The sequence below is a fragment of the Lysinibacillus sp. FSL K6-0057 genome (assembly GCF_038630885.1).
In the GTDB taxonomy this organism is placed as follows: Bacteria; Bacillota; Bacilli; order Bacillales_A; family Planococcaceae; genus Lysinibacillus; species Lysinibacillus fusiformis_F.
The window spans coordinates 144169-170066 of sequence record NZ_CP152047.1 but is presented as its reverse complement, the minus strand read 5'-3'; the positions used below and the strand labels follow the sequence as shown (position 1 = coordinate 170066).

The window sequence follows — 25898 nt, the reverse complement described above, 5'->3', positions numbered from 1 at the left end:
CGCTCCCTCCTTTCTTTTTCATCATGATGTAGCTTTGTTTTTTGTACCAAACACAAATTTGGAAGAGATATAGAGGTTAAAAATGAAATGCACAAACGATAGCCCAAAAATAGAGCTATCGCACGCAATTATTATTCAACTTTTTCTATCCATTTTTCTTCCAGCTCTTGAATTTTGCCTTCTTCAGCTAGCTCTTTTAATGCTTTGTTAATTTTATCTTTTAAATCGCTTCCTTTTGGCACAGCGATTGCTTTGAAATCTTCAGGCTGTTCTTCTACAGGAAAAGCTTCTAATTGATCATTTGTTTTTAAATAGCCTTTCGCAACGCCACCCTCTAAAATACCTGCGTCTAAACGTTTAGACATCATATCTTGAACGATCTCAGGAATTCGTGTACGCCCTTCGACTTTTACATCAACCTTTTTCGCTATTGCATTACCTAAGTTCTCTTGGATAGATGCTGTCTGTACACCTATTTTTTTACCAGCTAAGTCAGCTTCTTTTTTAATACCGCTATCCTTTTTAACAAGGATTACTTGCTCTGTTTCATTGTATTTATCAGAGAAATCAACCACTTTTTCACGCTCTGGGTTCGGTGTCATACCAGAAATAACGACATCAATTTTTCCTGCTTGTAATGCTGGCACTAAACTGTTAAAGTCCATATCTTGCACTTGCATATCGACACCTATTTTTTCTCCAACTAATTTGATTAGATCAATATCAAATCCAATGATTTCTTCGCCTTTTGCTGCATCCACATATTCAAATGGTGCATAGTCAGCTGATGTACCAACTTTTAATACTTGCTTACCCTCTGTATCAGTAGTAGATCCTGTATCGCTTGCATTATTATCTTTAGTGCCACATGCTGCAAGAACACCTATTACTAATACAAGCATTGTGATGAATAACTTGTTCTTCATATTCAGTAACTCCTTTTATTTATAATTTATTGTGTATGAGAATACATCTCTCGAAAATAGTCGATTGGATATTTATTCATATTGAAGAATAAAAAATCTATCTGCTAATTAAGATATACTCTTTTGAAATAATAATCAAGATAAACTAAAAAATTTTTAGCTAAATATTTTATACATAATTTTCTGATAAGTCAATTTATTTTTCTTTCGTTCTTTCTATAAGGTAACTTTACTATTTTCCGTTTTATCATTATTTATTCCTCGATCATAAAAACAACTTAAATTAGGCGGTTCAGATACAGGGATTGATCATCATCATTTAAGCTCACAATAGTTTGATTTCATCGTTAGTAGGAATTTTATATTAATGGCGTAAGTTATCTTGTATAATCCAACTAAATCATTTGAAAGGGATTTTTATAATGAAAAAATTATCGTTGTTGTTCGCAATTATTATTGGTTCAATGCTGATAGCAGGCATTACCTTTTTCTTAACTCAACCTAAGTCGCATGGGCAACAAGCGATTAAAGGTGTGATGGATTTACGCCATCATACATTTAACGATAATACGCCTATCAAATTGGATGGGGAGTGGTCATTCATCCCGAATCATTTAGTTGACGGTGAAGCCTTTGATACTTATCAAAGCTATCTTGTCGATGTCCCTTCAGCATGGACAAAATATACAATTGATGGGCAACAAATACCTGTATTTGATAGCGGGACTTATCGTCTCAAGGTTTTAATCGATGATACCGAAGATATTTTAGGGATTAAGACAAGTAACATCCGTATGTCGAACGCATTGTATATTAACGGAAAGAGAGTTGGGCACAGCGGAGAGCCAGCTGAGGATAGCAGTTATATACCACACAATACTCCATATACTGCTTATTTTTCGCCTGATAAAAAAGAACTTGAATTGATTGTACATGTGGCAAATTTTGATTATGCACCCGGCGGAGGAATTATTAGCTCCATTTTTTTAGGAGATCAATCTAGTATTGCCAAGCTACGAGAGGGTGCACTATTCTACGATTTAATTACCTTAGCAGGCTTTTTAACAATGTTTATCTACTTTTTTGGCTCTTATCTTTATTCAAAATTTGGTATAGAGCAGCTTTATTTTGCTTTATTTTGCTTTTCAAGTGGTCTCTACACCCTTACACATGGGGAAAAGTTATTACTAGCCTTTATAGATATGCCCTACGCACCATTTCAGAAAATGCAAATGATCTCTAGTATAGCTGTCGGTCTTTTCATATTGTTATATTTTTACCGTGCTCTAAAAAAACATATGAATCGTTTGGTTGTGAAAGTGCTTTGCGCTGTAGGAACCCTTCTTATTCTTGTTGCAATGCTTCCCACATCAATTAATTCGCTATTTCAGAATATTAACTCACTATATGTATTCGCAAATATTGTTTATATTTTCTATGCGCAAATTATGGCAATTTACCAACGTGCTACTGGTGTAATGTATTTAACTTTAAGCTCATTAGCCATTTTGCTTTATTTTATCGTTGCAACGTTAAATACAAATATTAATCTAGAACTGAATGCCCTACCACCGCTGTTGCCATTTATTTGCCTAACAATGCTTTCACTATATATTTCTCATCGTTTTGCCGATTCTTATTTAGAAAAAGGCAAGCTAACAGAGGCACTTATCCGTGTAGATAAATTAAAGGATGAATTTCTTGCTAAAACATCCCATGAATTCCAAACACCTTTACATGGTATTATTGGCATTTCGCAGTCTATGCTGAAAGACAATAGCGTTCCCATCTCAGCGGACGAACAAAAAGAAAAAGTATCACTTATTTTCAATATTGCTGAACGTCTATCCTATTTAGTCAATGATTTACTTGATTTTTCAAAGCTGAAGGAGAACCAATTAACATTGCGTATGACCTCTGTAGATTTATATGCAATTACACATATGACTGTAGAAGTGCTATCCTATACGATCAGCAAAAATGTAAAAATTTATAATCATATTGAACGGGGAACCTTTGTCCAAGCCGATGAAAATCGTCTTCGCCAAATTTTATATAATTTAATTCATAATGCAGTGAAGTATACAAATGAAGGAAAAATTGATATAACTTGTTATGAGAAACAGTCATTTTTAGTGATTGAAATAATGGATACTGGCTGTGGAATAGCGCCAGAAAATTTAAAAACTATTTTTAATGCATTTCAACAATTCAACTATTCAATTGATGGCAGTGGATTAGGTTTACATATTACAAAGGAGCTTGTTGAGCGGCAAGGTGGAAAAATTTTTGTAGAATCTATTGTTGGACAAGGCGCAACCTTTTCAATCAAATTACGAAAAGCACAGCCGACAAACGAGGAATTACCATCAATGCCAATCCAAACATATCAACATCCCTTCCTAACATTCCCACATATTGTTGAAAATATAGGGAAGAAAAAAATCCTAATTGTAGATGATGACGCTGTTAACTTAAAGGTGTTAATAGATATTTTGACGCAAGAAAACTATTCCATTATAGCAATTGATAATGGACACCATGTTTTTGAATACCTTACACAACAACCTGGTATTGATTTATTAATTTTGGATATTATGATGCCCACTATTTCTGGCTACGAGATTTGCCAACAGGTTAGACAAAATTACACGTCTACAGAGCTACCTATTTTAATGTTGACAGCAGCGATTCGCCCAGAGGATATGATTGCAGCCTTTCAATCTGGTGCAAATGACTTTTTACATAAACCCTTGGATGCTACCGAGCTTAAGACAAGAGTTCGTAATCTTCTTTTATTAAAGGAGTCTGCAGAAACAGCTGTGAAAATGGAAACCGCGTTTTTACAAGCACAAATTAAACCGCATTTTATTTATAATGTCTTAAATTCCATTCTTTCACTTAGCTATTTAGACTTAGATAAATCACGGACAATGATTACAGATTTTGCTACATTTTTGCGTAATAGTTTTGCCTTTGAAAATGCCAACAGTCTTGTTCCTTTAGAAAAAGAGCTTAGTCTTATTGAGGCTTATGTAAATATTCATCGAACTAGATATCCAGAGCAATTAGAATTTAAAATTTGCATGGATGAGCCTATTCAATGTCTTATTCCCCCTTTATTGCTTCAACCTTTAGTGGAGAATGCACTTCTTCATGGTCTGAAAGTAGGAAAAGGGCATAGCAGGCTACAATTAGTTATAAAGGAGGAAAAGCAAATGGTGATTTTCCAACTGATAGACAATGGCATTGGTATATCTGCAGAGCTTTTACAGCAAATTCAAAACGGTGAAAAAACCGCTAGTCAAGGTATTGGTATTCTAAATATTTCAAAAAGATTAAAAAAATTCGATAACGCTACTATCCATTTTGATAGCCTTGAAAATGAAGGAACGACTGTTGAAATAAGATTTCCGATAATTACTACATAAAGGATGTGAGCAGCTTGTTAAAAGCAGTTATTATAGATGATGAAATTTTAGCCATTCGTTTATTAGAATCCATGCTAAAGGCAAGTGGCTCTATAGAGATTATTGGAACCTTCCAGAATCCAAAGGATGGTTTAGTAAATATTGATATATTAAAACCTGATATTCTGTTTTTAGACATTGAAATGGCCGAAATGACTGGTCTTGAGTTTGCTTCTAAAATAGAAGATGTCTCAAGCTACATGGATATTGTCTTTGTGACAGCATATGAAAATTATGCTTTAGAGGCCTTTAATGTACAGGCTATAGATTATATTTTAAAGCCCATTGACCACAGCCGACTTTTAAAAACCATTGAGCGGCTACTTGAACGGAAGCGTCATAAAAAGTTGATACAACCAATTGATTATACTTCTGTGAATGAAGGAACGAAAATTATTCACACATTACACTTTCATATACACTCAGGGAAAGTTTCAATTGGTGATACTGTATTAACTTTACCAACAAAGGAATTTCAAATTTTATCCTTTTTAGCACAGCATAGCAATCAAGCCTTTCCAGCTGCTGAGCTGTATCAACTTATATGGGGCGAGGATAGCTTTGGACAAACACAAGCATTACGAGTTCATATCAGCAATTTAAGAAAAAAACTGGAAACGATCCCAGGACACACAGCAAAAATTGTTATGGTAAGAGGCTCTGGCTATCAATTAGTTTTTCAAGCTGAATAATTTGAAAGGGAAGTTGATTAAACCGATCAACTTCCCTTTTCCACTTGAATTGCCCAATGATAACTGACTATAATCCACTGCTCTCTCATCTAGTTCAGAAATTTTATCCCCTTGGAACAATCTATCCATCAACCTTTTAACAAGACGAGAAGTTGATTTCCGTTCTGCCAGCGTCCTTTCTAGTGGGCCGTCCGATAAGCCGTTAAATCCCCTAAGAGTGACGCTGACTCCTCTCCAATCAACCATTCTGCAAATGTCTTTACTTTTTTCATACTAGCATAGCAATCAAATAGCCCATTATCTGTCTTCTTAGGGGGATAGGCTCTTTATTTTCAATGTGGAGAAGTGATAAGTGACAACACCCCTCCCTAAAGAGTACATTCCTTCACTTTATTTGAAAACCTTCGCTAAAAAAGTTAAATATTTATTAATTGGAGTGGAAGGCTACTTGACTCCCGTAAGATCACGAGCCAGGCGAGCCTCTAAACAGAGCGATAGCGGAGGAAAGCAAGTAGCCTGCAACGGAAATCCATTTTCACCTTTCACAAAAATTAAATTGGTTTTGTTTTTCAAGACTATGAGAGGCTGAGACAAAAAGAAAAAATGTTAGACCGATTGTTTCGGACTAACATTTTTTGATTTAGGAAGGAACACTCTACTCATCAAAGCGAAAAAGTTATCATCAATTTTCGCTATTATTCAAGATAATCGAGTTCTGTCCCAGCCTCCTCCTTCTATTTTATCGAATGCTCTTCAGGAAATAATTTTGACTTTAATTCGTCCTCTCCAGAGCCCTCTGCTAATGGAACGTGAGAACGATAGGCTGCACGGCAAATTAAATGTCCAGCGACTGGTGCTGTCACAAAGACGAAAAGAATACCTAAAATGAGCCGTACACTAACAAAACCGTCATGCACCCAGAAATAAATAAACGCTCCTAATAAACAGGTTAAAACTGATAACGTAGAACTTTTCGTAGCAGCATGTGATCGTGTATAGACATCTGGTAAGCGAATCATTCCAAATGCGCTAATCACACTCACGATGGAACCTATAAGAATAAGGATAACTGCCGCCCATTCAATCATCTGATTTACGTTCAACAATCACACCTCTTTCTATATATTTTGTAAAGGCAATCGTTCCGATAAACGCTAAAATACCTAAAATAAGAATAGCCTCTAAATATGCCTTCGTCTTCAATATAATAGAGACAATCGCAATAGCCGATAATAGATTAACACCAATTGTATCGAGAGCTATTGCTCGATCAGGCATTGATGGGCCACGGATAACACGATACAACGACAGCGCAATGGAAATACTAAAGAAAGCAAGTGCAAGAAGTAATATATTGTTAATCATTAGCGTGTCACCTCCATTATTGCTTGCTCAAATTTTCCAATTGATCGTATAACAGCATCCTTAGACTGTTCTATGTCCATGGCATGAATATAAAAAACATCGCCCTCTTCAGACACTTCCATGACGACAGAGCCAGGTGTTAATGTTAACAGTAATGCAAGTGCTGTAATCTCCCAGTCTCCCTTTAGTACAGTTTTATATGTGAATATACCAGGCGTAATGTTTAGCTTAGGTGTAGTGATTTGTCTTAATACACTATAGCTTGATAAAAATAGCTCCCAATTAAACAGCCATAATAATTTAATGATTGAAAAGACTCTTCGCAAGTAAAATTGAGTACCATAAAAGCGATGCATCGCATATAGAATACCCATACCTACAAAAAAGCCCATCAAAAATGTCGAAAATTGTGGTGTCACTTCATCCTGTAGGAGTAACCAAAGTGCTGCGATAAATAAATTTAAAATAAACTGCATCGCCATTATTTATTCACCTCACCTTGCCATTGTTCGCCATCTAAAACTGCATCGATATAGATAGATGGTGTATAAAGTGTTTCAGCTGCATCTGTTACAAATGGTGCCAATTTTTCTGCCCCAATACCTAAACCAATTGTACAGGCAGCCAGTAATGTTAATGGCAACAATATACGTTTTGGTAAAGGTTTTTCATCCTCTAAGCTAATAATCGTTTCGCCAAAAAAGGAAGAAAGAAATATCCGTAGCAGTGAATATAAAACAATTAAACTAGAGAAAAACCCTAGACCTAATAGAACGAAATGGCCACCTTCTATCGCACCTTGTCCAATTAAAACCTTTCCTAAAAAACCGCTTAATGGTGGTATACCAGCTAATGAGCACATCGCTATAAAGAATAGCCACCCAAAGAAAGGATAATTACGAATCAGTCCACTCATTTTATCAATTACTGTTTCCCCAGTGACATATATCATCATACCAACTGCTAAAAACAACATAGCCTTTGCTACCATATCATGCATTAAATAATAGATAACACCTTGTAATGCTGACTCAGTGCCAACCGCTAGTCCAACTATTATAAAGCCAACACCAATTAGCACATTGTAGGAGGCTATCGTTCTAACATCACGACTTGAAAGAGCACCGATACAACCTGCTATTATTGTAATTCCAGCCATGATGCCAAGGGCTGTGTGTGTGACCTCAGTATTATTAGGGAACAGCAAAGTAAAACTACGTACAAGTGCATAGATCCCTACCTTTGTTAATAAAGCAGCAAATAAAGCAGCAATGGCAGTTGGTGGTACGCTGTATGAGCCTGGCAACCAGAAGAATAATAAAAGTCCAGCCTTCAAGCTAAAGACGATTAAGAAAATAAGCGCCACTGTTGTAATAAGTGGATTAGCTCCTGCCTCCATTACACGAACGGAGATATGAGCCATATTTAAAGTGCCTACTGTTCCATACAGAAAAGCTAACGCCACTAAGAAAATCCAAGAGGCAACAATGTTGATGAGTACATATTTCAATGCTTCACGTAGCTGAATTTTTTCGCCGCCTAAGCTGATAAGTGCATACGAAGCGAGCAACATTACTTCAAAACATACAAATAAGTTAAAAATATCTCCAGTTAAAAATGAACCATTGACGCCCGCTACCATGAGTAAGGTAAATGAATAAAAATACATTTTTTCATACCTTAGCTCCATCGTAAAAATTGCATATAACATACAAATGAGGGCTACAAGATTTGCAACTAAAACTAGAAGTGTCGCAAATGAATCTGCAACAAATGAGATTCCAAATGGAGGTGCCCAACCACTAAAATCAATGCGCATCACACCCTGTTCTTGAATCTCTACTAATAAAATGATGCTAATGATAATAATAAAGCTCAATGTCAATAAGCTGATGATACGTTGTAACATCACATGCTCTTTTAAAAACACCAGTAAAATAGCTGTAATTACCGGTACAATTAATGGTAAAACAATCATATTACTCATCCGGCGTACCTCTCAATTCATCAAAATTCCCTGAACCATTTGTTTTGTACGCACGATAGCCTAAAACGAGAACAAAGGCAGTGACAGCAAAGCTAATGACAATAGCTGTTAAAATTAATGCTTGTGGTAACGCATCTGTATATGGTCCCTCTGATTCCCCTAATAATGGTACATCTCCTTTTTTTAGACCTCCCATTGTCAGAATCAGTAGGTGGGCAGCATGTGATAAAACAGCAGTACCTAAAATAACACGCAATAACTGCTTCGAGAGGATTAAGTACGTCGCAACAGCTACTAATATACCTACTAAAACAAGTATTAAAGACTCCATTGGCTACTCATCCTCACTTATACTTAAAATAATTGTTACAACAACCCCCACCACTGTTAAAGCCACACCCGCTTCAAAAATAGTGACAGTTGAAAAACCCATTTTCCCAAATATAGGAACATCTATATACGTATGTGCTTGTGTTAAAAATGGTACATCGAAAAACAACGAACCTATTGCAGTTCCAGTTGCAAGCAATACACCAAGAGCTGCAACTTTTTTGAAGTCGAAAGGCATCCCTTTATGCACAGTTTCAATATCGTAGGCTAGATATAATAAAACAATGCCCGAGGCTAACACCAGACCACCTATAAAGCCACCACCAGGAGCGTGATGCCCAGCGAAGAACAAATACACACCGAGTGTTAAAATAATGAACACGACTGCCTTGGTGATGGTCCTTAAAATCACATCATTAATTTTCATGATCTGCTTCCTCCTTTCGTGGCTTAAGCTTTGTCAGAGCATAGACCCCTAAGCCAGCAATCAGAAGAACAACAACCTCTAGCATCGTATCAAAAGCACGGAAATCCCCTAATATTGTATTAACGATGTTGGAACCGCCAGCCAATTCATAAGCATCATTGAAGTAAGTAGCCACTGGTTCAAAGCGATCATAGTGTACGACTGCTAAACCAACAATTGTTACGGTTGCCCCAACAAAAATAGAAATCAATGCTTTTGACCATTGAACCCTTTTACGTGGTACCTCTGGCATTAAATCTGGTAAATATTTAAAACATAAAAGGAATAAAGCTGTTGTGACCGATTCAACAACTAATTGTGTTAAAGCTAGATCTGGTGCACGGAAAATAACAAAGAAGAAGGCAATAGAATAGCCTAGTACACCATTAAGCAACATCGCTGTCACTCGACCCTTTGCGAAAATCATCCAAACGGCTGCAAAGATCATGACAAATACAAGGATTAACTCGTAGTATTCAATAGCGGAATCTTTGTCAAAATTAAAAGTCATAGCATCTGACCAAACAAAATAACCAGCTATAAGTGCAATAAAAAATACATATATATAGACAAAATAATGTGTTAAATTACCTGTCATATATTTATTAGTGAGCTTCTGTGAGCCATTTTCGCTCATCTCTATCATTCGATTGTAATACGTATTAAACGTATACTTTTGTGAAAACAGACGATAGAGTGGCTTCCAGCTTTTTAAAGTTTTGAATAAAATAATCCCAATAATAATGACACCTACTGTCATCAATAACTCTGCATTAATGCCATGCCATGCATGGATATGTGGTGTTAATTCACTTGTAGTCGGGAATGTAGGATAAATACTTGCCATGGCAGGCTCTAAAATATAGTGACCTAACACATTCGGGAAGAAAAAGATACCAACTACCAACAAGCATAAAATAATTGGCGAAATTAACATGCCAAGTGGAGCTTCATGTGGTTTTTTATCGATCTTCTCAGGCTGTAGTTTACCCAAAAATGTACGACTAATTAAAATCAAACTATAGACAAAGGTAAAAATACTTGCCACCCATGCTACTAATGGGAAAAATAACCCTATATCAGCAATAGAGAATGCTTCTACATCGCGAATAGCCAATACTGCTGCAAAAAACATTTCCTTACTTAAAAATCCATTAAATGGTGGTAGTCCTGCCATTGAGAAGCCACCAATGACTGCGATTGTAAAAGTGATAGGCATTAAAGACATTAAGCCACCGAGACGACGAATATCACGAGTACCTACTTCATGATCGACAATTCCAACCATCATGAATAAGGCTCCTTTAAAAGTCGAATGATTCACGAGGTGAAATAGTGCAGCAAAGCTTGCCTGTGTGTATAAAATAGAATCTTCACCATAGCCATAATAGTGACCAACAGACCCAAGACCAAATAGACTCATAATTAAGCCAAGCTGACTTACTGTTGAAAAGGCTAATAAAGCTTTTAAATCTGTTTGACGAACCGCATTAAATGAACCCCAGAATAATGTAACTAGACCGATAACACTAACTAGCCAGAACCACGTTGCTTCTCCGCCAAAAACTGGTGAAAAACGAGCAACTAAATAAATGCCTGCCTTAACCATTGTTGCGGAATGTAAGTAAGCACTAACAGGTGTTGGGGCCTCCATAGCATCAGGCAACCAAATGTGGAATGGAAATTGTGCAGACTTTGTAAAAGCCCCTAGTAAAATTAAAATGAGGGCTGGCGTAAATAGAGCATGATCCCGTATAATCTCTACATTCGCTACAATTTCACGAATACTAAATGTATGTGAAGCTACATAGAGCATTAAAAAGCCTGCAAGCATGGATAGTCCACCAAAGACTGTAATCATCATCGCTTTTTTGGCCCCTGCACGAGATGCCTTTCTATGATGCCAAAATGCGATTAATAGGAATGATGACACACTTGTCAATTCCCAAAATGTGTATAATACCATTAGGTTATCTGAAAAAACAACGCCAAGCATAGCGCCCATGAATAGTAATAAATAGCAGTAAAAATGATGAAGAGATTCTTTCGTTGATAAATAAAAAATAGAATATAAAATGACTAAACTACCTACACCTGTAATCAGCAGACCAAAAATCATACTGAGTCCATCTAGGTAAGTTGTGAAATTTATATTAAAAGAGGGAATCCACTCATATGTATGAATAAACGTTTTACCCTCGGCTAATTGAGGAATATAGCGAGCGAGTAAAAGAAATAAGATGAATGGAACAGATAAAACAAACCAGCCAAGATGTGTGACACGCCTTAGTCGCCTGTAAAGCAATGGAATCAGTGCAGCACAAACAAATGGCAAAAGTATCGCGATGAGAACTGTGACCAAATGAAAACCTCCTACTATCAAAATCATCTAGCAAATTTTTTGTGGTGATTGGCATGTAAAGTGCTAAGACTTTAGAAATTTGTTCAAGCTAAGTAACATATTAGATGTATTCTTGAAATTTTTTAAAGGAATGTGGTGGGGTGTTAAAGTGCCTTATCGTTTATAAAAATGGTTATTTTAGTTATTTAGTCACTTCTAACCCGATGCAAGCCTAAATAACTTGTGGAAAATCAGATAATTTATACAGTTACAACTTAGTTTATATCAGCACAATGAAGACACTTGACTATCTATTTAACTCACTGCATAATAGTGTGGCATATGAAAGCAATTTAGCTTTGATGCACAGAATGCATAAATTAAATAATTTCAAATTATTGATTTAAGCTTCATCCTTCAAGGGTTTTCCAATATATTTCCGTTAACTTTTATACATTTTTAAGTATACAATATAAATGAGCATAATGCACTGTAACAGCATTGATTTTAGCTGTTTTAGGATAATTTTTTCAAAATCAACAGTGAAATTAACAAAATACCAACAGATAAGAGGTGTACATTTTTTATGAAGCATGTAAAAGGGCGTTTGGATGAAAGTATATTAGTTTGTGTTTACTACGGCTTAAATGGCGAGCGTTTAATACATCGTGGTCATAAGATGGCCACAATGCTTGATTGCCCACTCTATATTCTTTCAGTCGATTCGCAACCCCTTGATGCATTTGACGCAGAGAAATCTAGTTATATAGAGCAATGGAAGAAGTTATCAGATGAGCTTGAGGTTGAAAAATTTATTTTGCAAGATAATGAAAAACGCCCCATACAAAAAGTTATTGCAGAAGTCGCAAAGAATTATGGCATTTCGCAAATTATCGTAGGGCAAAGCGCACAAAGCCGTTGGGAGGAAATTACTAAAGGTTCGTTCCTAAATGTACTGTTAAAAGAAGTTCCTTTTGTTGATTTTCATATTGTAGCTGTTCAACGCCCAACAGACGATGATGCAAATGAAACATATGAAAAAGGAGTACGTGCTTACTTAATTAAAGAGCAGGATAACTTTAAAGTAGCATTTACATGTCCTAAATATGTATCGATTGAGGGTATATTTTTCAAAGAAATTGGCACAGATTTTGACAATGGCATCTTTAAATTTACTTACAACGATAAAATGCATGAAGTTCATATTTCAGAGGGCTATGTAGTCGATCAGGAGAAACTGCCAGCAGAATTTTTAGCTCCATTAAGACAATAAAAAAAGATGATGTCAACGGCAGAAAAAGCAACTTTGCAAGGCGAGGGGTTGATTTCCGTTCCGTCAGCGTCCTTTCCAGGGGGCGTCCGATGAGCCGCTTCACTCACTTACGTTCGCTCCAGGGTCTCCTCTGTGACGCTAAATCCCTTAGGAGTGACGCTGGCTCCACTCCAATCAACCATTCTGCAAAGTGTCTTTACTGTTTTTCATAGTAGCATAGCGATCATATCGCCCATTATCTGTATTCTTAGAGGGGATGAGCTCTTATTTTCAATGTGGAGAAGTGAAGCGTGACAAAACCTCTTCATAAAGAGTAGTGAACACCTTCCCTTTATTTGAACACCTTTGCTAAAAAGTCAGTGGGTTGGAGTGGAAGGCTACTTGACTCCCGTGGGATAGCGAGACAGGCGAAGCCCTGCACGGAGCGGTAGCGGAGGAAGCGATTCGGCGCTCGCCCACAGGAAAGCAAGTAGCCTGCAACGGAAATCCATTTCTACCTTTCAATTGACTGTTTTGTTTTTCAACACTAAGAATAAAAAAACGCGTAGATACGCGTTTTTTTATTAGACAGCAGCAGATGCTGGTTTATCCTTCGGTAAGAAGAAGGCTACTAGTAATAATAAAGGTAATAATGAAACGACAATCATTGTAAAATCAATGCCTTTATGATCCATTAAAACCCCGATAACCATTGCCCCTATTGCTCCCATACCAAAAGCAAAGCCCGTTGTTAAACCTGCCATTGTGCCAATTTTTGTTGGAACTAGCTCTTGAGCATAGACCACCGTTACGGAGAAGCTAATCATGATTAATGTACCGATAATGACTAAAAATATCATAGCGGCCCATAATGGTACATAAGGCAATGCTAAACAAAATGGCATTGGTACTACAACAGAAAGAATTATGACATTCTTTCTACCAATACGATCTGATAAAGAGCCTCCGAAAAATGTACCTACTACCCCAAATGCCATAAAGGTGAATATTAATATTTGCCCTAGTCGAAGACTGACATCATAGTGATCCATCAAATAAAACACATAAAAGCTAGTTATATTTGTTGTATAAAATGATCGTGCAAAAATAATTGTAAATAATAACGTTAACGCAATTCCTACTTGTTTCTTTGTTAAAGGAGGCAATGTTGAGACGAGTACACGTTTTTTCTTCGCTATACGCTCCTGCTCCAATTGTTTTTTATACCATGTTGCAATTTTACTTAATAAAATGATACCGAACGTTGCAATAACTAATATGATCGCAGCACCTCGTTGCCCGAGAATATCAAAGATGTAAGCACTAATTAACGGTGCAAGAGCTTGTCCTGAATTCCCCCCCACCTGATAGATAGACTGAGCAAGTCCTCTTTTAGAGCCAGCTGCCATAAATGAAACTCTTGATCCCTCAGGATGAAAGATAGCTGAACCAAAACCGATAAATAATACCGCAATAATAATAATCCAATACTGTGTTGTAAACGCTATAATGGCAATCCCTATAAATGAACTAATCATACCAATAGGTAAAGCATAGGGCATTGGTTTTTTATCACTGATAAAGCCTACAGCAGGCTGTAAGGCAGAAGCAAATATGTTTAAAACAAAAGAAATCATACCAATTTGTGTAAAGGTCAAACCTAATTCACTCTTAAATATGGGAAACATCGCTGGGATAACAGCTTGCATCGTATCATTGATAAGGTGAGCAACACCGATTGCAATCATAATTGGATACATTGGATTTGTTACATTTAATTGTTTATTCATGTTGCCACCTCACTCTTATTTTGGTTATACATGATTGTCGCATACTATCGACCATTTTGCACAAGCTATAGTTTGACAGCTGTAAAAGGAGTTGATATATGCATGGAAAGCTTTATTCATGCTCATTTTTGGGAAATGATTCTTCGAACAACACTTTCATTTTTTGCATTACTTATTCTGGCGCGTATACTTGGAAAAAAACAATTGGGCCAGTTAACATTCTTCCATTATATTACCGGCATTACATTTGGGTCGATCGCTTCAGAAATTGCCTCTCAGGAAGAAACACCATTTTTAGATGGTATGATTTCCCTCGTTTGGTGGAGTGCCTTAACGTATTTGATGACCGTTATTACGATTAAATCTAAAAAAGCTCGCGTTCTCATTGATGATAAGCCAACGATTGTTATTCAAAAAGGTCTTATATTAGAATCAGCACTACAAAAAAATCGTCTTCATCTAGATGAGCTTACAATGATGCTACGTGAACAAGCCATTTTCTCTGTACAGGACGTTGAATATGCCTTACTAGAAACGAACGGGAAACTCAGTGTGCTACAAAAAACCTCTGAACAGGTGGCTACAAAGCAGGATGTTAAAGCAGACGTATCACCGCCTACTTATCTTCCTACAGAAGTCATTTCTGATGGTCAACTTATTATAGAAAATATTGTTGAAATAGAGCTGACAGAAGACTGGGTCATGAAGAAATTGAAAAAGCAAAATGTGCATTCCGTAGAAGAAGTTTATTTTGCTCAAGTCCAAACAAATGGTTCCCTGTACATTAGCTTAAAAGATAAAGCGAGACATTCAAGCCCTTAATTGCTTGTCTAGTCTCGTTTTTTGTTAATCAATTTTGACAATATCTAATGGTGTAATAATACCGAGTAATTTTTGATGTGGTTGACCATGCTCCGTTATTAATAATGCCTCAAATCGCCTCCCTCTTTCGACCCCCTGTTTAAATATCTCCTCAGCCTCATAGATGGATATAGATCTACTGACAAATTTATAATTCACTCTATTTTTCTCATGCATTAAAATATCATGCAATGTTGGAATTCTTTTTGGTAAATGATCGCCACCCATCTTTGAAGCAAGCCAATTGGTGATTCCTACTGTCGTGATTAGCCCCTTAAATTGCTTATTATAATAAACGGGAAATTGTGTATATTTGCGCAGACGTATCACTTTTAAAACATGTTTTAAAGAATCATTTTCTTGAAAAATCAGTACTCTTTTACGGAACATTTGCCCCACAAGCGTTGGCTTAGCGAGAGTAGCATCTATGTATTCAATTCGTTCTACAACATCGGTATGTGGCTCTGCAATCACATAATGTAAAGAGGTACGATGATGCACAATCGCATTTCGTAAGTCGGCATAGGAGCGTAGATCATCTTCATATTTCTTCACCAAGACATCCTTTTTCTTTGCTTGATCAATAAGTCGATAAAAAGGCATAAAATCTTTAGCACCTACAATATCTCGTAATCTATGATCTATTCGATTAAACGCTGTCAGGAAACGATCGGAATTTTCAGTTCCCACTTTTCATGTCCCTTCTTTCTATAGTAGTCTATATATTTTCCGAGTTATTTGACAAATTTCGAGTTACACCCCCATTATATTCCTAAGTTATGGAGATTCCAAGAATGTAGTTTTACATTCCCTCTTGAAAGTGACGTTACGTCATTTTATATAATGTCATTAACAGGGAGGAGGATTCGTTATTTTGCTTACGATTCATCATGTATCAAAACAAACTGGTATTTCTGTTCGCACATTACGTTACTATGAGGAGATTGGCTTGTTACTTCCTATAGCAAAGACCGAGGGGGGACACAGGATTTATGACGAGAATGAGCTAAAAACATTACAACAAATTGTATTTTTAAAAACATTAGGTTTCAAGTTGAAAGAAATTCAGACACTTATCAATAATTCTTGGGAGTGGGAAGCAAGTTTAGACCATCAGCTAGCTTTTGTAGCAGAGGAACAAAAGAAACTACAGCAGATGAAGAACGCCATCCTTGGATTAAAGAATGCTTCTTCTATCGAAGGTGGGTTAACAGAGTCCCTTATCCAAAAGTACATTAAGCTTTCGAGTCAAGAACGAGATAAAAAGCAAACTTTCCGCCAGCAGATTTTTGCAGCTGCCGAAATGGACCTTCTTCAAAAATTGCCTAATTTAAACCGAAATGATCCTAGTTCTTTAGAGTGGATTGGCTTATTGGGTCAATTAAAGCAGCTTCGGAAGGAAAGCCCTGAAGCAGATTCCGTTCAGTTTATTATCAAACGAATGATGGAAAAGACCGAAGTAGAATACAAAGGAAATGATGAGTTTTTAGAGAAGATGTGGACTATACGAAGGTCACCTCACAAATCTGAGCAAATGGGATTATATCCTTTAGAGGAAGAATTTCTACATTTTATTGAGCAGGCTTTTCATATTTATGAATCAAAAAAACAGGCGTCAGGAAAGTCACAACCATGAACATAGAAATGTTGCTACTGATAGGTGCCTTAGCTTTATTAGACATGTTTAGTCCTTCTATTATTGGTGTGTCTGTCTATGTATTGCTTGTAGCTAAAAAGCAGCAAATCCGCCTTTTATTAACCTATTTAATGACTGTTGCCTTGTTTTACTTTAGTACTGGGATTTTTTTAATGTTAGGTCTAGGTGTCATGTTCGATCCGATTTCTAATTTGCTAACTAGCTACTCAGCTCGATTTATCATGACCATTGTGGGAGCAATTTTATTTATCGGCAGTTGGTTAGTACCAAAAAGAAAGGCAAATGGAGCACCTAAACCAAAGTCTTTACATGTGACCTCTATGGTAGCCTTAGGTTTCACAACTTCTATTTTAGAAGTTGCAACCGCCCTTCCCTATTTCACCGCAATAGGTATTTTAACGAGTAATCAATTAACGTTTTATGAATGGTTACCTTTATTGGCAGGTTACAATTTGGTAATGATTGCACCTGGGATTATCCTACTGTGCTTACATCTATTATTTCGCCGATTTATGAATAAACCTTTAAGAAAAATTCAAACACTTTTTGATCAAAGAACAAGTTCTACCCTTTCTTGGATCATGTTCTTTTTGGGACTAATTTTACTTATAAATGGTGGGATGTTTTAAAACGAAAAACGGTAAAAACCCATTATAAGTTGGGTTTTTACCGTTTTATACTCTTTAGATTTTTGTCATAGACGCATTTCTTTTCATCATCACGATGCCAATGCTGATACAGATGATTGTCAATGCTAGCGTAATTATTAAGCTCCACCAGTAATCTGACACCTCTATTGTTCCTCGAAATTTTGCAATTCCGTAGCTTGCTAGTTTCCACGGTGATATTGTCCAAAAGATTCCTACAATCATATCGACGATTTGCCCAACAAAGATCAATGTAAATGCACATGTAGTAGCAATAACTGTTTTAAAACTGGCACTCATCATTAACGTAACAGCTATCACAAATAGCAACCATATATAGTACGTCGAAAAGCTTATTAACAGTGCACCAATGTCCAACGTTCCGTATAGAATACTTGTATAATAGACATTAGCAGCAAACCCAGCTAAAATACTAACAAAACAAATGGTGCTCATGACAACAAATTTACTTAAAAAATATGCGCCAAATGAAATGGGCCGAGCATATAATAATGTTGCCATACCATTAGCTCGTTCCTTACTAATAGCCCCTACAAACGAAGCCATCATCACCAATAAGCCGATCGTTTGAAACTGCCCGATAGCAGCTTGAATTAAATCAAGTGGCATTAATTCTGGCATCAGCATTTCAAAGCCCTCTGGTACATTCCCAACAGCATTTAAAATATCCATCATATAGTAGTTTGTTAGTGGATCATTCATTCCAAGCAGAGCAAACACAAGAGGAATCCATAGAAACTTCCAACTCCGCCACGCTTCTCTAAATTCCTTTTGCAGAAGTACATTGAATCCTCTCATGCTTTTTTCGCCACCTTCATGAAAATTTCTTCCAGAGATGCTGTCTGTCGCTCTACCTTTCTAATTGTATAAGGACATTCACTTAAACGTTGAAGCAACTTCTTCATCGTTGGCTCCTCATTCACTATCTCAATATAGACATAACAACCGATTACATGATTAGATGGATTTGCAAAAAGCTTAGCCTCTTCTTCACTGCCAAATTCAATAACATAATTTTGCTCATCAAAACGTTGCCGTACCTCACGTAATGTTCCCTGTTCTACGAGCTTTCCATTTTGCAAGAATAATAGTTGGTCTGTCATTTCTTCAGCATCATTTAAAATATGCGTTGAGTATAAAATAGTCGTCTCTTGTTGTAATCCTTTTAATAAATCGAGCACTTCTCTACGTCCAACGGGATCTAATGCTGAAACTGGTTCGTCTAAAAGCAGTAATTTAGGCTTATGCACTATTGCTTGGGAAATACCAAGTCGCTGCTTCATCCCACCAGAAAAAGTGGCTATCTTTTTATGTTGGGCATCCCCTAACCCTACAAATTCTAAGGTTTTTTGTGCTTCTAACTTAGCCTTTTTGGCTGCTACACCATTCAACCTTGCAGCCATTTCTGTAAACTCTAACGCAGTTAGCCAAGGATGAAACTGTGGATATTGTGGTAAAAAACCTATATTCGCACGTAAATCATTACCTAGCATCTTTACACTTCCAGCAGTCGGTCTTAAAAGCCCCGTTAACATAGATAAAGTGGTTGTCTTGCCAGCTCCATTTGGACCAATTAAAGCCGTAGAAGTTTTTTCCTCTAAGTTGAAATGAATATTATCTACAACTTTGTGCTCTGCAAATTGCTTGGTCAAACCTGTAACTTGAAGTAAAGTTGTCATGACTGCTTTCTCCCCACTATAAAGTACGCAATTGACCCTAATAGATTAGCAAAGATAATGATAAATACCCAAAGAATTTTAGGCCCGTTTGTTGCATGAATTTTACGTAAATCAATAAGTGCTACGATCATCAAAATAATTTGAACGATGATGAGCGGTGCTATAACTGCCCATGGAACTTTTGCTAATTCCTCCATCATACAGATCACCTCATTATTTGTTATACACTAACTATAACAACTTTGTTCTAATATGTATAGAACAAAATATCTCTTACACCATAAAAAAAGATGTACCTTAATTAGTACATCTCATGTTGTTGAAAAAAGATGGTGTCAACAGCAGAAAAAACAACTTTGCAAGGTGAGGGATTGATTTCCGTTCCGCCAGCGTCCTTTCCAGGGGGCGTCCGATGAGCCGCTTCACTCACTTCCATTCGCTCCAGGGTCTCCTCTGTGACGCTAAATCCCCTTGGAGTGACGCTGGCTCCACTCCAATCAACCATTCTGAAAATGTCTTTCATACTAGTAGTAGTGAACAAAATAGCCCACTATTTGTCTTATTAGAGAGAGGAGAGGCACTTATTTTTAATGTGGAGAAGTGATGCGTGACAACACCTCTTCATAAAGAATAGTGAACATCTTCACTTTAGCTGAAAACCTTTGCTAAAAAGATAACACTTTTGTAGGTTGGAGTGGAAGGCTACTTGACTCCCGTGGGATAGCGAGATAGGCGAAGCCCTGCACGGAGCGATAGCGGAGGAAGCGATTCGGCGCTCGCCCACAGGAAAGCAAGTAGCCTGCAACGGAAACCATTTTCACCTTTCACAAAAATTCTATTGATGGTTTTGTTTTTCAAAAATATGAGATGTACCTTAATTAGTACATCTTCTCTATTATTTATAAAGTTTTTGCAGAGCATCTTCCATTTTTGGGCGAATGGTTACTTGTGGACGAGCTGTTTTAACTGCTGCCTCTGCTTCCTCTAAGGAATCGGCCATTCCCAACTCCATTAGTACAGCGGTAGCTGCAACACCTGCACGACCGCCACCACTTCCACAGTGAACATATACTTTCTGCCCTGTCTCATAGGCTAAAGCAACTTCCTTCGCTACTTGTTGGATGGATGATGCTACCTCACTATCTTCATCTGCTATAGGCATATGTTTATAAGAATAAGGAACTTTCTCCTGCTCTTGAGAGGATAGCCCTTGAACACGAACATCTATCACAACATCAACTGATTCTTGTGCAAATGCAACCTCTGCATCTTTTGCACCGCCAAAGAACAGTTGATCCTTTACTAAAACATCGTAGTTTTTCTCCATATTCTTCACGCCTCGCATGTTTATTTTAGTAAATGCTTAATATCCTCATAATATGGTAGGGCTGTTAAAGCGCCTGCTTTCGTTGCGGCAAAAGCCCCTAATTTATTGCCAAAGCTTGTACAACGCACAAGTTCTTCTTTAGTTGTAGGTAAACCATTGTAATGGACATCACGCAGGACACCTGCCATAAATGCATCTCCCGCACCTGTAGTATCCACAGGCACTACTTTCTCAGTCGGTACATGGAGAACCTCACCATTAAGAACTGCATAAGTACCATTCTCTCCTACGGTAATTAAAATAATAGGCACCAAATAGCTATTTAATTGTTCGATCCCTTCTTCTAAGCTACTTGTCTCTGTCAGGAAGAATAACTCATCATCCGTCACCTTTAAAATATCGACATCTTCAAAAAATGATGTAATCGTATCTCGACAAATTTCTTCACTGCTCCAACGTAATGGACGAATATTTGCATCCATTGCAATAATTGCACCCTTGTCCTTAGCCATTTCTACTGCTGCTCGTGTTGTAGCAAGAGCTGTTGGATGGAACATCGTGCCTGAACACACTGTTAAAGCAGAGGCATGTTTAAAGGCTGCTTCATTTAGCTGTGAGGGTTCAACTTGTAAATCTGGTGTTTCATCAACATAATCCTTAAAAATCCGCTCACATGCTTCTGTTAGATGCACATATACACCACTTACTCGTTTTGCTGGATTAAATACGGCATAATCCAGTTTCACACCCTCTTGGGCAAGCCCATCTCGCACAAATTGCGAGCCCTCGTCATCCCCCGTAATTGTAATTAACGCTGAAGGTGCACCAATTCGGCTAATACCTGCTGCAACATTGACCGTTGCGCCACCCATATATTTAGTAAATGATGTGTTTGTTACATCATCAGCAATATAGTCAATAAAAGCATCTCCATAGACTAATATAAAATCCTTCTCTTGCTTTGTCATGATAGTCCTCCTGAAAGTCTAGTCATTATAGATTAACACGAAAATTGTCATTCTATAAAGGTTTTTACTTTTGGCATTTCTTCATAAGAGGATGGATAACTTGAGTCATCCCCTATCTTTGTTATACTTGCCTATAGAAAGGTAGGGATTATCAAAATGAGTATTACAATTCGACAAGCGCAACCACAAGATGCCCATGCCGTTGTGCCTTTAATTATCGATGCAATTGGCGATATTGCTAATCGCTTAACCGGCGAGCAATCAGCGGAGGCTGTTATGCAAGAACTGACTGTTCTTTTTCAACGTGAGGACAATCGACATTCTTATTTAAATACTTTTGTCGCTACTGAAAATGAACAAATTTTGGGGATTCTCGTTTATTATCACGGCGCACAAGCCGTTCACATGGACGCAAACCTTGTTAAATGGCTTGAAGCAAAAAATGCACCATCCATTGTTATTGACCGAGAAGCCCATGAAGATGAGGCTTACATTGATACAGTTTGTGTCGCACCAGATGCACGTGGTAAAGGAATCGGAACATTGCTATTACAATTTGCCGAAGAACTGACAAAGCAGCGTGGCTATACAAAATTATCATTAAATGTTGAAACCGAAAAAGAAGATGCTCGCCGTCTTTATGAACGCTTAGGCTTTGTTATTACGGAGCCATGGTCAATAATTGATGAGCCTTTTCACCATATGGTTAAACAGTTTTAGGAAGTGAAGTGAAATACGAATAGATGAAAAACAATTTTATTTACCCTCTTTTGATTGTCATTGCTTCTAGTAGTTACGGGATTTTGTCGACTATTATCAAAGTAGCTATGCAGCATGGCTTTACATCAGCAGAGGCTGTTTCAAGCCAGTATATTATTGGCTTTATACTCGTAATAGCTATCTTTATTTTTACAGACAGAACATTACCAAGTCCGTCCAAAAAGGGCTTATTTATTTTAATATGTACTGGGATTTTTACGGGGGCAACAGGGATTGTATATGGAGAATCTTTAAAGTATCTTCCTGCTTCTCTTGCAGTAGTCATGTTATTCCAATTTACATGGATTGGTCTGCTGATTGATTGTGCTCTTCATAAAAGATTACCAAGTAGACCTGAAGTGATTTCAATCGTCATCTTATTTATAGGAACCATTTTAGCTGCTGGTGTATTAAATGTAGATTTAAGTGACATCCCTATTCAAGGGTGGCTATTCGGTTTTGCAGCAGCGGTTACTTTTGCATGTTTCATTCAATTTAATTCCCGACCTGTCGAGGGTGTTACTACCACAACAAGGGTATTAATCGTTTCCTTTGTGGCCCTTATTATGATTAGTATTTTCCTTAACCCTGAGGTTATTTGGAACGGCAAATTATTCATGCAAGGCCTCTGGAAATATGGACTAGCACTTGGTCTTTTCGGTATTATATTGCCGATTTATTTATTTTCGATTGCTATTCCAAAAATCGGTGGTGCGCTTGCTTCTATTTTAAGTGCCATCGAATTACCAGTGGCGGTTACTGTTTCCGTTATTGTTTTGCATGAACCTCTAACTACTGTACAAATTATTGGGATTGTTCTCGTTATTGCTGGCATGATGCTGCCAACCATTGTTGCACAACGTCAACAAAAAGATAGCTTCTTAGAAGCACATTCATAAACTGACAAAAAACTCCTTAAAAATGGAATGATTCCTTTTTAAGGAGTTTTTTTGAACTTTATTGAAATGCCGTTGCTTACTAGCATGCACTTCGCTATGATGAATGCAAATGTAATTTTTTAATAATTCTAACATTAATGTTCCCCTTCGGTATTATACTGCATTATGCAAGTAACTTACTTTAAGAAAGGGGAAGTTGATGAAAAAAAAACGTATTCTTGGTTTTTTCCTTATGGTAATGCTTTTCGTTTTAGCTGCTTGTAACGGCAATGATCAGCAAGATTCTACAAATGATGCAGCAAATAACGACAAAGCTTCTGATGGCGACAAAACAGAAGTAGCAGCAACGTCACCTTCAGGCAAGCTTGTGATTTACACTGGACGTGATGAAGAAATGGTGCAAAATGTGATCGATCAGTTTAATGAAAAATATCCAGACATTGAAGTAGAATTTTTAACGATGGGTGCTCAACAAATTTTAGAACGTCTACGTGGTGAAAAGGCAAATCCTCAAGCAGATTTTTGGTGGGGTGGAACACAATCCGCTCTCATTGTTGGTGCAAATGAAGACTTACTACATGCTTGGCAGCCGAGCTTTATTGACGCTATTGATGCCACGCACAAAGATGTAGATGGACGATGGTTCGGCGAAATGTTGTTACCAGAAGTAATTATGATTAATAGTGATTTACTAACAAAAGAAACTGGTCCACAGGACTGGGATGACTTATTAGATCCTAAATGGAAGGATCAAATTTTAATCAGAGGTGTACTTGCGTCAGGTACAATGCGCACAATTTATTCCTCAATGATTGTACGACAAGGTGCCGATTCACCTGATAAAGGCTATGAATGGTTATTACAATTAGATGCCAATACAAAGGAGTACACGCAAGACCCTAATGCTTTGTATTTAAAGCTAACACGTCAAGAAGGCAGTGTCTCCTTATGGAATCTGCAAGATATTTTATTAAAAAAATATACGACAGATTATCCTTTTGATTATATTTATCCAAAAAGCGGAGCACCTATTTTAGTAGATGGTGTAGCAGTTGTAAACAATGCGAAAAACCTGGAAAATGCGAAACTATTTGTCGAGTTTTTATTTGAAAAAGAGATGGTAACACAATTAGCTAATGATTATTATCAAATTCCTACACGTTCTGATATCGACAAAGCCTCTATGCCAGAATGGTACCAGGAATTAGATTTAAAAACATTCGATATTGATTGGCAGCTAATGTCTGACAAAGAAGCTGAATGGATGGAATACTGGGATAACAATATTAAAGGGCGCAGTAAATAGTAGAATGGGTAAAAATTCGGCTTATGCAGCGAATTTTTACCTTCCTGCATCATCTAGATTCTTTGTTAGAGAGGAGTTTATGATTGAAAAGTGTCAGAATCGAAAATGTCTCGAAGTATTTTGGTCAAGTATATGGTGTGAAAGATTTAAATCTTGAAATAAAAGCAGGTGAATTTTTTACTTTTCTCGGCCCTAGCGGCTGTGGCAAAACAACCACTTTAAGGATGCTCGCAGGCTTTTATTACCCTACTAAAGGCAAAATTCTTTTTGATGATCGAGATGTCACTCGACTTCAGCCCAATAAACGCAATATCGGCATGGTATTTCAAAATTATGCCCTTTTTCCCCATATGACGGTTGATGAGAATATTGCATTTGGTTTACAAGTTCGAAAATTTTCAAAGGCTGAGATTCAACACAAGGTTGATCGAATTAGAGGACAAGTACATCTAGCAGCTTACGGCAACAGAAAAATAAATGAGCTATCTGGTGGGCAGCAGCAGCGTGTTGCTTTAGCTAGAGCACTCGTGATAGAGCCAGATATTTTATTGCTAGATGAACCTCTATCCAATCTAGATGCAAAATTACGTGAGGAAACACGTATTGAAATCAAACGAATCCAATCTGAGCTGGGAGTCACAACCATTTACGTTACACATGATCAAATGGAGGCCATGTCCATGTCGGATCGAATCATGGTTATGGAAGATGGCTATATCAAGCAAATTGGGACCCCTCAAGAAATTTATCATCAGCCCGAAGATCGTTTTGTGGCTAATTTTATTGGTGAAACTAATTTAATTGAAGGTTCTATCCAGGCTATTGAGAATGATGATGTACAAGTACGAACAGTAAATGGACATATTTTAACTGGGCGAAAACAACAAAGCTCTCCCTCTTTAACGCATATGATTGGAGACAAAGTATTTATTTCTATTCGTCCAGAATCGATTCAACTTGGTACTGGTGATAACACATTAACAGGAAAAATTACATTCGTAGAATTTACAGGTATTAGCGTTAATTACATTGTAGATTTTACGGCGTTCTCACTTAAAGTAATGCTTATTAATTCTTATGACCAAATCAAAAAGATCGGTGAAGATATTACCATCCATATGGCACAAGATTCACTGTACTTTTTAGGGGAATAGG

25 protein-coding genes are annotated in these 25898 nt (G+C 37.1%); 10 read left to right on the top strand and 15 right to left on the bottom strand.

Annotated elements, in window-relative coordinates; all coding sequences use genetic code 11:
- Nucleotides 1-131: 131 nt before the first annotated feature.
- Nucleotides 132-926: a transporter substrate-binding domain-containing protein gene (locus MHB40_RS00840; RefSeq protein ID WP_342533709.1), complete on the bottom strand. Its 795-nt coding sequence runs from the start codon at nt 924-926 to the stop codon at nt 132-134.
- A 422-nt stretch (nt 927-1348) separates the two neighbouring features.
- Here MHB40_RS00840 and MHB40_RS00835 point away from each other — a divergent pair, with 422 nt between their 5' ends.
- Together MHB40_RS00835 and MHB40_RS00830 are read left to right on the top strand one after the other, a co-directional pair.
- Nucleotides 1349-4357, top strand: coding sequence for an ATP-binding protein (locus MHB40_RS00835; RefSeq protein ID WP_342533708.1), 3009 nt, complete (start codon nt 1349-1351; stop codon nt 4355-4357).
- 14 nt (nt 4358-4371) lie between these two features.
- Nucleotides 4372-5088 carry a DNA-binding response regulator gene (locus MHB40_RS00830; protein ID WP_342533707.1) on the top strand — a complete coding sequence of 239 codons (717 nt, stop codon included), beginning with the start codon at nt 4372-4374 and terminating at the stop codon, nt 5086-5088.
- A 734-nt stretch (nt 5089-5822) separates the two neighbouring features.
- Here the strand turns inward: MHB40_RS00830 and MHB40_RS00825 are convergent.
- Genes MHB40_RS00825 through MHB40_RS00795 form a run of 7 tightly spaced genes read right to left on the bottom strand, consistent with a single transcriptional unit; the run spans nt 5823 to nt 11598 of the window.
- A complete protein-coding gene (locus MHB40_RS00825) occupies nt 5823-6191 on the bottom strand; it encodes a Na+/H+ antiporter subunit G (protein WP_205446420.1) in 369 nt (122 codons plus the stop codon).
- Nucleotides 6169-6453, bottom strand: coding sequence for a Na(+)/H(+) antiporter subunit F1 (locus MHB40_RS00820; protein ID WP_205446419.1), 285 nt, complete (start codon nt 6451-6453; stop codon nt 6169-6171). Before MHB40_RS00820 ends, MHB40_RS00825 begins: the two co-directional genes overlap by 23 nt.
- Nucleotides 6453-6935, bottom strand: coding sequence for a Na+/H+ antiporter subunit E (locus MHB40_RS00815; RefSeq protein ID WP_205446418.1), 483 nt, complete (start codon nt 6933-6935; stop codon nt 6453-6455). The genes MHB40_RS00820 and MHB40_RS00815 overlap by 1 nt, the downstream gene beginning before the upstream one ends.
- On the bottom strand, nt 6935-8440 hold the full coding sequence (locus MHB40_RS00810; protein WP_342533706.1) for a Na+/H+ antiporter subunit D: 1506 nt from the start codon (nt 8438-8440) through the stop codon (nt 6935-6937). Before MHB40_RS00810 ends, MHB40_RS00815 begins: the two co-directional genes overlap by 1 nt.
- Entirely contained in the window at nt 8433-8771 is a 339-nt protein-coding gene (locus MHB40_RS00805; protein ID WP_004233143.1) for a Na(+)/H(+) antiporter subunit C, read from the bottom strand. The genes MHB40_RS00810 and MHB40_RS00805 overlap by 8 nt, the downstream gene beginning before the upstream one ends.
- Nucleotides 8772-8774: 3 nt before the next feature.
- Nucleotides 8775-9197: a Na(+)/H(+) antiporter subunit B gene (locus MHB40_RS00800; protein ID WP_205446416.1), complete on the bottom strand. Its 423-nt coding sequence runs from the start codon at nt 9195-9197 to the stop codon at nt 8775-8777.
- A complete protein-coding gene (locus tag MHB40_RS00795; RefSeq protein ID WP_342533705.1) occupies nt 9187-11598 on the bottom strand; it encodes a Na+/H+ antiporter subunit A in 2412 nt (803 codons plus the stop codon). The genes MHB40_RS00800 and MHB40_RS00795 overlap by 11 nt, the downstream gene beginning before the upstream one ends.
- A 565-nt stretch (nt 11599-12163) precedes the next feature.
- Between MHB40_RS00795 and MHB40_RS00790 the strand changes: the two genes are divergently transcribed.
- Nucleotides 12164-12850 (top strand): histidine kinase, encoded by a 687-nt coding sequence (locus MHB40_RS00790; protein ID WP_205446414.1) that lies wholly within the window; start codon nt 12164-12166, stop codon nt 12848-12850.
- A gap of 563 nt (nt 12851-13413) precedes the next feature.
- Here the strand turns inward: MHB40_RS00790 and MHB40_RS00785 are convergent.
- Nucleotides 13414-14619, bottom strand: coding sequence for an MFS transporter (locus tag MHB40_RS00785; protein ID WP_342533704.1), 1206 nt, complete (start codon nt 14617-14619; stop codon nt 13414-13416).
- A gap of 102 nt (nt 14620-14721) precedes the next feature.
- Between MHB40_RS00785 and MHB40_RS00780 the strand changes: the two genes are divergently transcribed.
- Nucleotides 14722-15441, top strand: a complete 720-nt coding sequence (locus MHB40_RS00780) for a DUF421 domain-containing protein (RefSeq protein ID WP_205446412.1) — start codon at nt 14722-14724, stop codon at nt 15439-15441.
- A 24-nt stretch (nt 15442-15465) separates the two neighbouring features.
- Here MHB40_RS00780 and MHB40_RS00775 read toward each other — a convergent pair whose 3' ends face one another.
- Entirely contained in the window at nt 15466-16170 is a 705-nt protein-coding gene (locus tag MHB40_RS00775; RefSeq protein ID WP_205446411.1) for a CBS domain-containing protein, read from the bottom strand.
- Nucleotides 16171-16354: 184 nt separating this feature from the next.
- Here MHB40_RS00775 and MHB40_RS00770 point away from each other — a divergent pair, with 184 nt between their 5' ends.
- The gene (locus MHB40_RS00770; RefSeq protein ID WP_342533703.1) at nt 16355-17116 is read left to right on the top strand and encodes a MerR family transcriptional regulator; all 762 of its coding nucleotides are present in this window, start codon (nt 16355-16357) and stop codon (nt 17114-17116) included.
- Complete coding sequence (locus MHB40_RS00765) at nt 17113-17766, top strand: GAP family protein (protein ID WP_342533702.1); 654 nt, start codon at nt 17113-17115, stop codon at nt 17764-17766. The genes MHB40_RS00770 and MHB40_RS00765 overlap by 4 nt, the downstream gene beginning before the upstream one ends.
- A gap of 54 nt (nt 17767-17820) precedes the next feature.
- Here the strand turns inward: MHB40_RS00765 and MHB40_RS00760 are convergent, their stop codons facing one another.
- The 5 genes from MHB40_RS00760 to MHB40_RS00740 form a co-directional block, all read right to left on the bottom strand.
- Nucleotides 17821-18603 (bottom strand): ABC transporter permease subunit, encoded by a 783-nt coding sequence (locus MHB40_RS00760; protein WP_342533701.1) that lies wholly within the window; start codon nt 18601-18603, stop codon nt 17821-17823.
- Nucleotides 18600-19484: an ABC transporter ATP-binding protein gene (locus MHB40_RS00755; RefSeq protein ID WP_205446407.1), complete on the bottom strand. Its 885-nt coding sequence runs from the start codon at nt 19482-19484 to the stop codon at nt 18600-18602. The genes MHB40_RS00760 and MHB40_RS00755 overlap by 4 nt, the downstream gene beginning before the upstream one ends.
- The gene (locus MHB40_RS00750) at nt 19481-19684 is read right to left on the bottom strand and encodes a PLD nuclease N-terminal domain-containing protein (RefSeq protein WP_016992404.1); all 204 of its coding nucleotides are present in this window, start codon (nt 19682-19684) and stop codon (nt 19481-19483) included. The genes MHB40_RS00755 and MHB40_RS00750 overlap by 4 nt, the downstream gene beginning before the upstream one ends.
- Before the next feature lie 695 nt (nt 19685-20379).
- On the bottom strand, nt 20380-20811 hold the full coding sequence (locus MHB40_RS00745) for a dual specificity protein phosphatase family protein (RefSeq protein WP_342533700.1): 432 nt from the start codon (nt 20809-20811) through the stop codon (nt 20380-20382).
- 20 nt (nt 20812-20831) lie between these two features.
- On the bottom strand, nt 20832-21779 hold the full coding sequence (locus tag MHB40_RS00740) for a carbohydrate kinase (RefSeq protein WP_342533699.1): 948 nt from the start codon (nt 21777-21779) through the stop codon (nt 20832-20834).
- Nucleotides 21780-21935: 156 nt separating this feature from the next.
- On the opposite strand from MHB40_RS00740, the gene MHB40_RS00735 reads away from it, so the two are divergent.
- The 4 genes from MHB40_RS00735 (at nt 21936) to MHB40_RS00720 (ending at nt 25897) form a co-directional block, all read left to right on the top strand.
- Nucleotides 21936-22499 carry a GNAT family N-acetyltransferase gene (locus tag MHB40_RS00735; RefSeq protein WP_342533698.1) on the top strand — a complete coding sequence of 188 codons (564 nt, stop codon included), beginning with the start codon at nt 21936-21938 and terminating at the stop codon, nt 22497-22499.
- 23 nt (nt 22500-22522) lie between these two features.
- A complete protein-coding gene (locus tag MHB40_RS00730) occupies nt 22523-23437 on the top strand; it encodes a DMT family transporter (protein WP_342533697.1) in 915 nt (304 codons plus the stop codon).
- Nucleotides 23438-23636: 199 nt separating this feature from the next.
- Nucleotides 23637-24743 carry an extracellular solute-binding protein gene (locus MHB40_RS00725; RefSeq protein WP_205446402.1) on the top strand — a complete coding sequence of 369 codons (1107 nt, stop codon included), beginning with the start codon at nt 23637-23639 and terminating at the stop codon, nt 24741-24743.
- A gap of 83 nt (nt 24744-24826) precedes the next feature.
- Complete coding sequence (locus tag MHB40_RS00720; protein ID WP_342533696.1) at nt 24827-25897, top strand: ABC transporter ATP-binding protein; 1071 nt, start codon at nt 24827-24829, stop codon at nt 25895-25897.
- Nucleotide 25898: the final 1 nt, after the last annotated feature.

Coding starts and splice junctions, on each gene's coding strand:
- MHB40_RS00765 (WP_342533702.1), top strand. CDS start 17,113: ATGAACATAGAAATGTTGCTACTGATAGGTGCCTTAGCTTTATTAGAC.
- MHB40_RS00750 (WP_016992404.1), bottom strand. CDS start 19,684: ATGATGGAGGAATTAGCAAAAGTTCCATGGGCAGTTATAGCACCGCTC.
- MHB40_RS00735 (WP_342533698.1), top strand. CDS start 21,936: ATGAGTATTACAATTCGACAAGCGCAACCACAAGATGCCCATGCCGTT.
- MHB40_RS00800 (WP_205446416.1), bottom strand. CDS start 9,197: ATGAAAATTAATGATGTGATTTTAAGGACCATCACCAAGGCAGTCGTG.
- MHB40_RS00780 (WP_205446412.1), top strand. CDS start 14,722: ATGGAAAGCTTTATTCATGCTCATTTTTGGGAAATGATTCTTCGAACA.
- MHB40_RS00740 (WP_342533699.1), bottom strand. CDS start 21,779: ATGACAAAGCAAGAGAAGGATTTTATATTAGTCTATGGAGATGCTTTT.
- MHB40_RS00745 (WP_342533700.1), bottom strand. CDS start 20,811: ATGGAGAAAAACTACGATGTTTTAGTAAAGGATCAACTGTTCTTTGGC.
- MHB40_RS00790 (WP_205446414.1), top strand. CDS start 12,164: ATGAAGCATGTAAAAGGGCGTTTGGATGAAAGTATATTAGTTTGTGTT.
- MHB40_RS00820 (WP_205446419.1), bottom strand. CDS start 6,453: ATGATTAACAATATATTACTTCTTGCACTTGCTTTCTTTAGTATTTCC.
- MHB40_RS00815 (WP_205446418.1), bottom strand. CDS start 6,935: ATGGCGATGCAGTTTATTTTAAATTTATTTATCGCAGCACTTTGGTTA.
- MHB40_RS00755 (WP_205446407.1), bottom strand. CDS start 19,484: ATGACAACTTTACTTCAAGTTACAGGTTTGACCAAGCAATTTGCAGAG.
- MHB40_RS00760 (WP_342533701.1), bottom strand. CDS start 18,603: ATGAGAGGATTCAATGTACTTCTGCAAAAGGAATTTAGAGAAGCGTGG.
- MHB40_RS00730 (WP_342533697.1), top strand. CDS start 22,523: ATGAAAAACAATTTTATTTACCCTCTTTTGATTGTCATTGCTTCTAGT.
- MHB40_RS00835 (WP_342533708.1), top strand. CDS start 1,349: ATGAAAAAATTATCGTTGTTGTTCGCAATTATTATTGGTTCAATGCTG.
- MHB40_RS00785 (WP_342533704.1), bottom strand. CDS start 14,619: ATGAATAAACAATTAAATGTAACAAATCCAATGTATCCAATTATGATT.
- MHB40_RS00840 (WP_342533709.1), bottom strand. CDS start 926: ATGAAGAACAAGTTATTCATCACAATGCTTGTATTAGTAATAGGTGTT.
- MHB40_RS00805 (WP_004233143.1), bottom strand. CDS start 8,771: ATGGAGTCTTTAATACTTGTTTTAGTAGGTATATTAGTAGCTGTTGCG.
- MHB40_RS00725 (WP_205446402.1), top strand. CDS start 23,637: ATGAAAAAAAAACGTATTCTTGGTTTTTTCCTTATGGTAATGCTTTTC.
- MHB40_RS00810 (WP_342533706.1), bottom strand. CDS start 8,440: ATGAGTAATATGATTGTTTTACCATTAATTGTACCGGTAATTACAGCT.